The organism is Cryobacterium sp. N22 (genome assembly GCF_002929555.1).
Lineage (GTDB): Bacteria > Actinomycetota > Actinomycetes > Actinomycetales > Microbacteriaceae > Cryobacterium.
Genome location: NZ_PJJP01000023.1, coordinates 1 through 12009, shown reverse-complemented (window position 1 = coordinate 12009; position 12009 = coordinate 1). Strand labels below are relative to the sequence as shown.

The following is a 12009-nucleotide window of genomic DNA, read 5'->3' as shown; positions in this document are numbered from 1 at the left end:
CGGCCTCCAGGGGCCGGGCGCAGCGCACTCCCGCACCACAGCGTCACCCGCACGGACACCCGCCGCCAGGCGTGCACCGCCTGAGGCAAGCAGAGAGCAGAGAATGATGACCATCCCCGGAACCGAGCGCGATCGGGCCCAGATCGTCGCCGCCAAGAAATCCCGGCAGGCGGGCCGCATCGCGGAAGCCGCATCCGCGGGCATCAAAGTGCTGCTGGTCAAGGTGCTGTTGCTCGGTATCGTCGACGCGATCAGCGTCTACGCCCTCTTCGTGCTCTTCATCAAGCAGGACTGGCTGGTCTTCAGCCTCGTGCTGCTGGTCACCATCGTCGTCAACGGGATCTACTTTCGCGCCAAGGGCCTGCCGGCCAAATACCTCACCCCGGGCCTGATCTTCCTGATCATCTTCCAGATCTTCGTCATCGGCTACTCCGGCTACATCGCCTTCACGAACTACGGCACCGGCCACAACAGCACCAAAGAAGACGCGGTCAACTCGCTGATCCTCTCCTCGCAGGAGCGGGTGCCCGACTCGCCCAGCTACGCCGTCACCGTGCTCGAACAGGCCGGCGCCTACAGCTTCCTGGTCACCGACCCCGACGGCGAGATCAGCGTCGGCAACCCGGACGCGCCGCTCGAGCCCGTCACGGACGCCGAGACGGATGCCTCCGGCCAGGCCATCGCCCTGCCCGGCTACACCACGCTCAACTTCGCCGACATCGTGGCCAACCAGGAGGCCATCGCGGCTCTCGCGGTCCCCGTCTCCGACGACCCCAACGACGGCAGCCTCCGCACCCCGGACGGCTCAGCCGCCTACCTCTACCTCTCCGACCTCGTCTACGACGAGGCCGCCGGCACCATGACCGACGCGAGCACCGGGGTCGTCTACACCGAAGACCCCTCGCAGGGCTCGTTCGTCGCCGAGGACGGCGCCGACCTGCAGCCCGGCTGGAAGGTGGAAGTGGGTCTGGCCAACTTCGCCAAGGCCTTCGGCACCGACTCCATCCGCGGCCCGCTGATCAGCGTGACCCTGTGGACCTTCGCCTTCGCGTTCCTGTCGGTGGCCACCACCTTCGCCCTGGGCCTGTTCCTGGCGATCGTGTTCAACGACATGCGGATGCGCGGCCGCAACGTCTATCGCGTCGTGATGATCCTGCCCTACGCCTTCCCCGCCTTCCTCTCCGCGCTGGTCTGGGCAGGCATGCTCAACCCGCAGTTCGGCTTCATCAACCAGGTCCTGTTCGGCGGGGCGGAGATCCCCTGGCTCACCAACGAGTGGCTGGCGAAGTTCAGCATCATCTTCGTGAACCTCTGGCTGGGCTTCCCCTACATGTTCCTGGTCTGCACCGGAGCCCTGCAGTCCATCCCCGGCGAACTGCAGGAAGCGGCCACCGTGGACGGCGCCAGGCCCTGGCAGGTGTTCAGGCTGATCAAGCTGCCGCTGCTGCTCGTCTCGGTCTCACCGCTCCTGATCGCCTCGTTCGCGTTCAACTTCAACAACTTCAACCTCATCTACATGCTCACCAACGGTGGGCCGCGGGACGTCACGGCGGGGGTGAACGTCGGCGCCACCGACATCCTCATCTCGATGGTCTACAAGGTGGCCTTCGTCGGCGCCAACCGCGACTACGGACTCGCCAGCGCCTTCTCGATCCTGATCTTCGTGCTCGTCGCCCTCGTGTCGATCATCAGCTTCAAACAGACCAAGGCGCTAGAGGAGTTGAACTGAGATGACCATCGCCCCGAACATCGCAGCCCCGGACACCCGGGAATACATCCCCGTCGCGCAGCCCTTCAAGTTCGGTCGGTGGTTCAGAGCCACCGGTTGGCGGCACCTGGTCGGCGCCGTCATGGTGGTCTTCTCCGCCTTCCCGCTGCTCTACGTGCTCTCGGCGTCGCTGCACCCCGGCGGCACCCTGATCACCGCCAACGGCCTGTTCAGCGAGGTGGACCTGGGCAGCTACATCACCCTGTTCAACCTGCCGCAGCAGCCGTACGCGGCCTGGTACGGCAACACCCTGCTGATCGGCGGCATCACCTCCGCCGGCACCGTGTTCCTCGGGGCGCTGGCCGCGTACTCGTTCTCGCGGATGCGCTTCACCGGCCGCCGCGCCGGCCTGCTGATGCTGGTGCTGGTGCAGATGTTCCCGCAGCTGCTCGCCGTCGTGGCGATCTTCCTGCTGCTCAACGGCATCTCCGACATCTTCCCGGCCATCGGCCTGGACACCCAGATCGGCCTGATCATGGTGTACCTCGGCGGCGCCCTGGGTGTGAACACCTACCTGATGTACGGGTTCTTCAACACGATCCCGGCCTCCATCGACGAGGCGGCGAAACTTGACGGCGCCGGTCACGCCCGGATCTTCTTCACGATCATCCTGCGCCTGGTCGCCCCCATCCTCGCGGTGGTCGGGCTGCTGTCGTTCGTGGGCACCACCAACGAGTTCGTGATCGCCAGCATCGTGCTCATCACGCCGGAGAAGCAGACCCTCGCGGTGGGCCTGTACCAGTTCGTCTCGCAGGAGTTCTCGAGCAATTACTCGGTCTTCGCGGCCGGCGCGGTGCTCGCGGCCCTGCCCGTGATGGCGCTGTTCCTTTGGTTGCAGAAGTACATCGTCGGTGGCCTGACGGCCGGATCGGTCAAGTAACCAACCCGATGCTTCCGCACCACCCGCTCCCGCACCATCTGCTCCCGCACCACGACGGCTCCCCGCTCTACGTCTCGACGCAGGCGCCGGCCCTCGGCGACACCGTCACCGTGCGGCTGCGCATCCCGCACGCCTTCGGCGAGGTGGCGACGGTGCGCACCCGGGCCAACCCCGACCGGGAACCGCGCTTCGGCGACGCCCGGCGGCTCGGGCGCGCCGACGCGCCTGACGACGGCTACGGCTGGTGGGCCGCCGAGCTGACGGTGGAGAACCCCGTGCACGGCTACAGGTTCCTGATCGGCATGGCCGACGGCGGCCACTGGTGGCTGAACGCGAGCGGGCTGCACGACATCGAGACCCTCGACTCCGAAGACTTCAAGCTCGTCGCCCACCCGGCCCCGCCGGACTGGGCGACGACCAGCGTCATGTACCAGGTCTTCCCCGACAGGTTCGCCCGCTCCAGCGCCGCCGCCGGCCGTGACGCGCCGGACTGGGTGATCCCCGCCGAATGGGGCGACGACGTCGAGCAGCTCCCACCGGGCCGTTCGCAGCAGTTCTACGGGGGCGACCTCGACGGAATCTCGGAGCACCTCGACCACCTCGACCGCCTCGGCGTGAACCTGATCTACCTCACCCCGGTGTTCCCCGGCCGCTCCAACCACCGCTACGACGCGGCAAGCTTCACCGAGGTCGACCCGCTTCTCGGCGGCGACGCGGCGCTGATCCGGCTCGTTACGGCCGCGCACGCCCGCGGGTTCCGGGTGATCGGCGACCTCACCGCCAACCACTCCGGCCACGGCCACGAGTGGTTCCAGGCCGCGCACCACAGCCCGGCGGCTCCCGAGAGCGCCTTCTACTACTGGCTCGACCCCGAGCAGCACGCCTACCAGTCCTGGCTGGGGGTGCCGGAGCTGCCTAAATTCAACTGGAACTCCGCCGAGCTCCGACGCCGGTTCATCGACGGGCCCGACTCGGTGGTGGCCAAATGGCTCAAGCCGCCATTCAGCCTGGACGGCTGGCGCATCGATGTGGCGAACATGACCGGCCGCCTCGGCGACGAAGACCTCAACGCCGAGGTGCGCCAGGCCATCCGCCGCACCATGATCGACGTGAACCCCGACACGATCCTGCTGGGAGAATTCACCAACGACGCCTCCGGCGACTTCCAGGGCGACGCCTGGCACGGCGCCATGACCTACGCCAACTTCACCCGGCCGTTGTGGTCGTGGCTCTGCCGGCCCGACCCGGTGCCGTCGTTCTTCGGATTGCCGCTGGGCAGCATCCCGGCGCACACCGGGGAGCAGTTCCACCGGGCGCACAGCCGGTTTGCGGCGGGATTCCCGTGGCGCACCCGGCTGGCCACCATGAACGCCCTCGACACCCACGACACGGCCAGGTTCCGCACCCACGCCGACGCCGAGGTGGTGCCTGTGGCCGTGGGACTCTCGGTGACCCTGCCGGGCATCCCGGTGGTCTTCGCCGGCGACGAGTTCGGCCTGGCCGGCGTCGACGGCGAACACTCCCGCACCCCGATGCCGTGGCCGAGCGCTGCCGAACCCGACGTCGCCGCGACCATCGACCTGTACTCGACCCTGATCGGCCTGCGCCGCGCCCACGAGGCGCTCAGCACGGGCGGACTGCGCTGGCTGCACGTGGGTGAGGATGCGCTCGTGTACGTGCGGGAGACCGAGCAGGAGTCGGTGCTGCTGCTGGCGACCCGCGCCGCCGCCGAGGTGACCCTGCCGGGCTGGGCGCTACCGGTCGGCGGCCTCGTCGGCGAGCTGCGGCCCGAGGCCGGAACGGCCGGCTGCACGATGTCCGACACGGGTCTGCGGTTGGTCGCCACCGGCGCATCCTTCACGGCCTGGGTGCTGCCCGGCGTCATAATTGCCCCGGATGGCCCGCCTGTGTCACCGACGGGTCTCGCGAGGTGATAATGTTTACCGGTTGCCAAAAGCACGGTTCAGCTTCAGATGTTTGAGGTTTTGCCCCCTTAGCTCATTGGTAGAGCACTTCCTTGGTAAGGAAGAGGTAGTGGGTCCGATTCCCACAGGGGGCTCAGGCTTGAGAGCTAGGCTCTGAAGGTCTAAGGCGGGGTAGCTCAGTTGGTTAGAGCACACGGCTCATAATCGTGGTGTCGCGGGTTCAATTCCCGCTCCCGCTACACACGGCCCGGACTTCTACTGAAGCTTCGGGCCTTTTTCTTTGCCCCGCGCCGCCACATCCGCCGCCGCAGATTGCATAACTCCTGCAATTGGCTTCGGCCGCGGGCAGCGGATGCCGGAATCACGCGGACGTTCGCCGCGCCGGCAGGAATCTGCAGGAGTTATGCATCCCGTCAGATGTGCGGCGGCGCGGTCGTCGCCCGGCGCACGAGCCCGGTCGGCAGCCGGATGTGGTTCTGCGGCAGCGTCTCGCCGTTCAGCAGCGACACGAGCATCCCGGCCGCGGTGGCGCCGAGTTTTTTCATGGGCTGGCGGATTGTGGTGAGCGCCGGGTTCATCTGGGACGCCTCGGGGATGTCGTCGAAGCCGATCACCGAGAGGTCGCCGGGCACCTCGAGGCCGAGCTCCGCGGCGACCTGGATGATCGCGATCGCCGACAGGTCATTCGCGGCGAACACCGCCGTCGGGCGATCCGTCATCGACAGCAGCGACGCGGCGGGCGCCTTGGCCGTCTCGCGCTTGTACAGGCCGACCCGCACCAGGGCGGGGTTGAACTGGATGCCGGCATCCGCCAGGGCCTGGCGGTAGCCGGCCTCTCTGAGGGTGGCGCTGCGCAGGTCCGGCCGGCCCGCCAGGAAACCGATCCGGCGATGGCCGAGCTCGATCAGGTAGCGGGTGGCCTGCAGGGCGCCGCCGAAACTGTCCGACTCCACGGTGGGAAGGTCGGCCCGGCCGGTGTGCGGGTCGATGGCCACGACGGGGATTTCCGTCGACGTGGTGTCGACCGTCGGCGTGACCATGATCGCCCCGTCGATCAGCGTGCCGCTGAGCCGGCTCAGGGAACGCCTCTCCCACCCGTTGGTCTCCCGCTGCCGGGAGCCGCTGTAGGCGAGCAGGTCGTAGCGCGAATCTGCCAGCGCGACGCCGACGCCTTTGAGGATCTCGGCGCTGAACGGCTCAAAATCCGCCACCAGGATGCCGATGACGCTGGTGCGGCGCGACCGCATGCTGCTGGCCACGAGGCTCGACTCGTAACCCAGCTGCTGCACCACGTCGAGCACCCTGGCCGTGGTCGCGGCCGAAATGCCGTACCGGCCGTTCACGGCCTTGGAGACCGTCGCCACCGAAACACCGGCGGCGGCGGCGACATCGTGGATCGTGGCACGGGGGGTCATGGGTTCAGCATAGGCGACATGGAAACTGATTTCGAAAACGTTTGACACTTCTTTTTCCCGCTGTGACACTGATGCAATCCGGACGCCGCCTCAGCAGCCCTGTCGGAGCCCGGACCGAACAGCAGCCCGTCACGGCGCGGCTCTACACCAAGACCATCGACGACCGATGGTGTCCCTCAATGAAGAGAAAAGGTTGAACCAATGAAGGTGAACCACACCACGGCGAAGAGAATCTTCGCGGGAACGATGGTCCTGGGCCTCAGCGCCCTGGGCCTCACCGCCTGCAGCGCCGATTCGAGTGAAGGGTCCTCTGGCGGCGACGTCACGATGAGCCTCTGGCAGAACTCCACCACCGGGCCCGGCCAGGAATTCTGGGACAAGACCGTCGCGGACTTCGAGGCGGACAACCCCGGCGTCACCATCGACGTGCAGGCAATCCAGAACGAAGACCTGGACGGCAAGCTCCAGACCGCACTGAACTCCGGCGACGCACCCGACATCTTCCTGCAGCGCGGCGGCGGCAAGATGGCCGCCATGGTCGCGGCCGGCCAGCTGATGGACATCACCGACGGCATCTCAGACCAGGTGCGTGAAGAGATCCCCGAGGGCTCCTTTATCGCCAACAGCCTCGAAGACAAGGTCTACGCGATGCCGGTGGCCGTGCTCCCCGGCGGCATCTTCTACAGCCAGGACCTCTTCGACGCCGCGGGTATCACCGAGACGCCCGCCACCATCGGCGACCTCGAGACTGCCGTCGAGAAGCTCAAGACCACCGGAGTGGCCCCGATCGCGCTCGGCGCCAAGGACGCCTGGCCCGCCGCGCACTGGTTCTACTTCTTCGCACTGCGCGAATGCAGCCCCGATGTCCTGGCCGAGGCCGCGGACACCAAGGACTTCTCGGATGACTGCTGGATCAAGGCCGGTGAAGACCTCGAGAGCTTCGCCGCCACCGAGCCCTACAACCAGGGCTTCCTGACCACCGCCGCCCAGCAGGGCGCCGGCAGCTCCGCCGGCCTCGTGGCCAACCACCAGGCCGCCATGGAACTGATGGGCGCGTGGAACCCCGGCGTCATCGCCTCCCTGACCCCGGATGAGAAGCCGCTGGCCGACCTGTCCTGGTTCGCGTTCCCCGAGATCGAGGGTGGCGAGGGCGAGCCCGGCTCGATCCTCGGCGGCGTTGACGGTTACTCCTGCTCGGTCGACGCTCCGGCGGCATGCCTGGACTTCCTCAACTACATCGGCAGCTCAGACGTGCAGAAGGACTACTACGCGGCCTTCAACGCCCCGCCGGTGAACACCGTGGCGCAGGAAGCGGTCACCGAGCCCTACCTGCAGGAGATCATCGCGGCCTACAACGCGGCCCCGTACGTCTCGCAGTGGTTGGACACCGTCTACGGCCAGAACGTCGGAAACGCGCTGAACGTCGGCGTGGTCGACCTGCTTGCCGGCAAGGGCAGCCCGGAGCAGCTGATCCAGGCCGTCAACGACGCGGCCAAGAAGGCCTAGGCACCACTCATGTCAGTTCGCGAGAGCACTCCGACGCGATTAGAGGTGGATCTCGCGAACGGCGGGGCCAGGGGCACCACGCCCGTGGCCCCGCCCGTGCGGCGCCGCCGCCGCACGCCCCTGGCGGCCAAGGTCGAGATCGCGGTCCTTGTCGGTCCGGCCCTGATCGTCTTCCTCGGCTTCGTGATCTTCCCCGTCGTGATGGCGGCCTACTACGGCTTCTTCAGCTGGCAGGGCTACGGTCCGCCCACCGACTTCGTCGGGTTCCGCAACTACATCACGATCATCCAGGACCCCACCTTCCAGGAAGCCCTCAGCCACAACGGCATCATCGTCGTTCTCTCGCTGGTGCTCCAGGGGCCCGTCGCGATCCTCCTCGCGCTGCTCCTGAACCGGAAACTCCGCGGGCAGTCCCTCATCCGGGTGCTCATCTTCGTGCCCTACGTCATCTCCGAGGTTGTCGTCGGTACCGGCTGGAGCCTGATGCTGCAGTCCAACGGCGCGGTCAACGGGCTCCTGGAGAAGGTCGGACTGGGCGCTTTCACCCAGGAATGGTTGTCCAACCCGGACATCGCCATCTGGACCCTGATGGTGATCATCACCTGGAAGTACGTCGGCTTCGCCGTCATCCTCTTCCTCGCCGGTCTGCAGGGCATCCCGGAGGAGTTGCCGGAGGCCGCCGCCATCGACGGTGCGTCCTTCTGGCAGATCCAGCGGCACATCACGCTGCCGCTGTTGGCGCCCACGTTGCGCATCTGGGCGTTCCTGTCGATCATCGGCGCCCTGCAGCTCTTCGACCTCGTCTACATCATCTGGGGCCAGTACATCTCGTCCATCGCGGGCACCTCGACCATGGCGACCTACCTCGTTGCCAACGGCCGTGATTCCGGCAACTACGGCTACGGAAACGCCGTGGCCGTCGTGCTCTTCCTGATCTCGCTTGTGGTCGCGCTGGTGTACCAGCGCTACGTGCTGCGCCGGGACACCGAGGGTGCAATCACTGACAAGGGGACGAGCAAATGACGCTCATCACGACGCCCGCTGTGGCCCTGCCGCCGGCCAACCCGCCGGCACCGATCAAGGCGACCCGGCGCTGGGGAACCCCCGTCGCCTACGTTGTCGCCGTTCTGGTGATCGCCCTGATGCTGGCCCCGGTGCTGTTCATCATCATCGGCGGATTCCGCACCAACGCCCAGATCACCACCGACCCGGCCGGCTGGCCGAGCGTGTGGAACATCGGCAACTACCTCGACGTGCTGACCGGCGGCACCTTCTGGCGGCTGGTGGGCAACTCGCTGATCGCCGGGCTCGCCACGACCTTCGGCGTGGTGCTGCTCGGGCTGATGGCCAGCTACGTGCTGGCCCGGTACTCGTTCCGCGGCCGCGGCATCCTCTACGCCATGTTCGCCGCCGGACTGATGTTCCCCATGACCGTTGCCATCACCCCGCTGTACCTGGTGGTGAAGAACCTGGGGCTGATGAACTCGCTCGGCGGTGTCATCCTGCCGCAGATCGCGTTTGCGCTGCCGACGACCATCATCATCCTGGTGCCGTTCCTGCGGGCCATCCCGGATGAGATCCAGGAGGCGGCCTTCATCGACGGCTGCAGCCGGCTGGGCTTCTTCTGGCGGATGATCGTGCCGCTGGCGATGCCCGGGGTGATCACCGTGGGCATCCTGGCGTTCATCGCCAGCTGGAACAGCTACCTGCTGCCGCTGTTCATCCTCAACAACGACTCAGTGTTCACGCTGCCGTTGGGCGTGGCGTCGTTTGCCTCGCAGTACTCGGTGGACACCGCGAAGGTTCTGGCCTTCACGTCGCTGTCCATGATTCCCGCGCTGGTGTTCTTCGCGCTGTTCGAACGCCGCATCGTCGGCGGGCTGACCGGCGCGGTCAAGGGTTGATCGGCTGCTCGCGAAGTGCGCAGCCTGATTCGTCGACGTAGAAGAAGTAGAGAGAGATCGAAAGTGACCTACCCAGAATTGCCTGAGACCTCCGAACGGGTGCGCGACCTGCACGCCCGGATGACCCTCGAAGAGAAGCTCGCCCAGCTCGTGGGCTATTGGGTCGACCAGGGCGGCGAGGTTGTCGCCCCCCTGGCCGGTGAGATGGCCACCTCGACTAAGTACGACGAGGCGACGCTGCACGGGCTCGGCCACCTCACCCGGGTGTACGGCACCCGGCCGGTCGATCCCGTGGAACGGGCCGAGTGGCTCTGGGCGGAGCAGCGTCGTCTCACCGGAGAGACCAGGCTCGGCATCCCGGCCATCGTGCACGAGGAGTGCCTGACCGGGCTGGCGGCGTGGAAGGCCGCGACCTTCCCCACCCCGCTCGCCTGGGGGGCCGCCTTCGATCCCGCCCTGGTGGAGGAGATGGGCAGGTTGATCGGCGGCTCGATGAAGCAGCTCGGCATCCACCAGGGTCTCGCCCCGGTGCTCGACGTGATCCGGGATCCGCGCTGGGGCCGGGTCGACGAGTGCATCGCGGAAGATCCCTATGTGGTGGGGACCATCGGCACCGCCTACGTCACCGGCCTGCAGTCGGCCGGGGTGCACGCGACCCTCAAGCACTTCGTGGGTTATTCGGCCACGCAGGCCGGCCGGAACCACGCTCCGGTGCACGCCGGGATGCGGGAGATCAACGACGTGTTCCTGCCCCCGTTCGAGATGGCGGTGCTCGACGGCGGGGTGCGGTCGGTGATGAACTCGTACGCCGAGATCGACGGCGCACCCGTCGGCGCCACCCCGGAGTACCTCACCGAGATCCTCCGCGACCGGTGGGGCTTTGACGGTGTTGTCGTCTCCGACTACTTCTCGGTGGCGTTCCTGCAGCTGATGCACGCCGTCGCCGCTGACCGTGGCGAGGCCGCCGAACTCGCCCTGGTCGCCGGGATCGATGTGGAGCTGCCCACCGGCGACGCCTTCCTCGCCCCCCTGGCCGAGCGGGTGCGGGCCGGGCTGACCGATGAGGCGCTCATCGACCGGGCCGTGCTGCGGGTGCTCTCCCAAAAGGAGGACCTGGGCCTGCTCGACGAGACCTTCACCATGGCGCCCACCGAGATCGACCTCGACTCGCCCGAGCACCGGAGGGTGGCGCGTGTTCTGGCCGAGGAATCGCTGATCCTGCTGACCAACGACGGGGTCCTTCCGCTCCTGGGCGCCGCCGCGCGGGGCCCAGCCACCATCGCGGTGCTGGGCCCGAACGCCGACTCGACCGAGGCCCTGATGGGCTGCTACTCGTTCGTGAACCACGTGCTCGCCCACCACCCGGACGTGCCGGCGGACCTGGCCATGCCCACCGTGCTGGAGGCACTCCAGCAGGAGTTCCCCTCGGCGGAGATCGTGTTCGCCCCTGGCTGCGAGGTGGAGGGGTCTGATGACTCCGCGATCGCCGCCGCCGTCGAGACGGCCCGCGCCGCCGACGTGGCCGTGGTCGTCGTGGGCGACCGGGCCGGCCTGTTCGGCCGCGGCACCGTGGGCGAGGGCAACGACGTGGAGAGCCTCGAGCTCCCCGGCGTGCAACGTCAGCTCGTGGAGGCCCTGGTGGCGACGGGTACCCCCGTGGTCATGGTGCTGATGACGGGCCGGCCGTACGCCGTGGCGTGGGCCATCGACGGCCCGCACGCGCCCGCGGCGGTGCTGCAGGCGTTCTTCCCCGGCGAAGAGGGCGGCGTTGCGATCGCCTCGGTGCTGTCCGGGGCGGTCTCGCCCACCGGGCACCTGCCCGTGTCACTGCCCAGGTCCGCCGGTGCGCAGCCCTACAGTTATCTGCACCCGATCCTGGGGGGTCCGTCTGACGTGACCAGCGTGGACAGCACCCCGGTGCTGCCGTTCGGGCACGGGCTGAGCTACACCACCTTCGAGCGCACCGCTCTGGTGGCCGACGCCGAGGTCGCGGCCGGCGGCACGTTCTCGGCGAGTGTGCGCATCCGCAACACCGGCGACCGGGCCGGCACCGACCTCGTGCAGCTCTATGCGCGGGATGTGCACGCCAGCATCACCCGGCCGGTCGCGCAGCTGCTCGGCTACCACCGGGTCACGCTTGAGCCCGGCGAGGAGGCCGTGGTGCGCTTCGCGGTTCCGACGGCCCGGCTGGCATTCACCGGCCTCCGCCACGAGCGCATCGTCGAGCCGGGACTGGTGGACCTGTGGGTCGGCGGCTCCTGCGCCGACAAGCAGACCGTGGCGGGGATCACCATCACCGGCGCCGTGCACCGCGTGACGGTGGCGGATGGGCGCCTGGTGCAGAGCCAGGACGAGCGGGTGCTGGAGGTTGCCCGAGGGACCGCGGCGGTGCCGGTCTAGCGGCGGGGAGCTCGATCGGCGGCGCCGGTGGTGCAGCGTCGAGGTCGGCGGGTTTGAGGTATGCGGGGAGGGCGCCGCTGTGCGGGTGGCGCGCCACCCGCACAGCGGCGCGTCGCCCGCGCACCTGCTCGCTGCCCGGTATCCGCTCGCCGCCTTCGCCGCCTTCGCCGCGCTCGCCGCGCTCGCCGCGCTCGCCGCGCTCGCCGCGCTC

8 protein-coding genes and 2 tRNA genes are annotated in these 12009 nt (G+C 68.0%); 9 read left to right on the top strand and 1 reads right to left on the bottom strand.

Going from position 1 to position 12009, the window contains the following annotated elements:
• Positions 1 to 103 precede the first annotated feature (103 nt).
• From CXY76_RS03115 to CXY76_RS03095, 5 genes are all read left to right on the top strand, one after another.
• Positions 104 to 1729 carry an ABC transporter permease subunit gene (locus tag CXY76_RS03115; protein WP_199190184.1) on the top strand — a complete coding sequence of 542 codons (1626 nt, stop codon included), beginning with the start codon at positions 104 to 106 and terminating at the stop codon, positions 1727 to 1729.
• Position 1730: 1 nt separating this feature from the next.
• The gene (locus CXY76_RS03110) at positions 1731 to 2648 is read left to right on the top strand and encodes a sugar ABC transporter permease (RefSeq protein WP_104162804.1); all 918 of its coding nucleotides are present in this window, start codon (positions 1731 to 1733) and stop codon (positions 2646 to 2648) included.
• Between the two features lie 8 nt (positions 2649 to 2656).
• A complete protein-coding gene (locus CXY76_RS03105; protein ID WP_104162803.1) occupies positions 2657 to 4582 on the top strand; it encodes a glycoside hydrolase family 13 protein in 1926 nt (641 codons plus the stop codon).
• Positions 4583 to 4635: 53 nt separating this feature from the next.
• A tRNA-Thr gene (locus CXY76_RS03100) sits at positions 4636 to 4707 on the top strand.
• A 31-nt stretch (positions 4708 to 4738) separates the two neighbouring features.
• A tRNA-Met gene (locus CXY76_RS03095) sits at positions 4739 to 4812 on the top strand.
• Between the two features lie 174 nt (positions 4813 to 4986).
• Here CXY76_RS03095 and CXY76_RS03090 read toward each other — a convergent pair.
• Positions 4987 to 5988 carry a LacI family DNA-binding transcriptional regulator gene (locus tag CXY76_RS03090; RefSeq protein WP_104162802.1) on the bottom strand — a complete coding sequence of 334 codons (1002 nt, stop codon included), beginning with the start codon at positions 5986 to 5988 and terminating at the stop codon, positions 4987 to 4989.
• Between the two features lie 246 nt (positions 5989 to 6234).
• On the opposite strand from CXY76_RS03090, the gene CXY76_RS03085 reads away from it, so the two are divergent.
• From CXY76_RS03085 to CXY76_RS03070, 4 genes are all read left to right on the top strand, one after another.
• Positions 6235 to 7494 (top strand): extracellular solute-binding protein, encoded by a 1260-nt coding sequence (locus tag CXY76_RS03085; RefSeq protein ID WP_233199537.1) that lies wholly within the window; start codon positions 6235 to 6237, stop codon positions 7492 to 7494.
• Between the two features lie 9 nt (positions 7495 to 7503).
• Positions 7504 to 8517 carry a carbohydrate ABC transporter permease gene (locus tag CXY76_RS03080; protein ID WP_104162800.1) on the top strand — a complete coding sequence of 338 codons (1014 nt, stop codon included), beginning with the start codon at positions 7504 to 7506 and terminating at the stop codon, positions 8515 to 8517.
• The gene (locus CXY76_RS03075) at positions 8514 to 9398 is read left to right on the top strand and encodes a carbohydrate ABC transporter permease (RefSeq protein WP_104162799.1); all 885 of its coding nucleotides are present in this window, start codon (positions 8514 to 8516) and stop codon (positions 9396 to 9398) included. The genes CXY76_RS03080 and CXY76_RS03075 overlap by 4 nt, the downstream gene beginning before the upstream one ends.
• A 120-nt stretch (positions 9399 to 9518) precedes the next feature.
• Positions 9519 to 11798 carry a beta-glucosidase gene (locus CXY76_RS03070; protein WP_104162855.1) on the top strand — a complete coding sequence of 760 codons (2280 nt, stop codon included), beginning with the start codon at positions 9519 to 9521 and terminating at the stop codon, positions 11796 to 11798.
• Positions 11799 to 12009 lie beyond the last annotated feature (211 nt).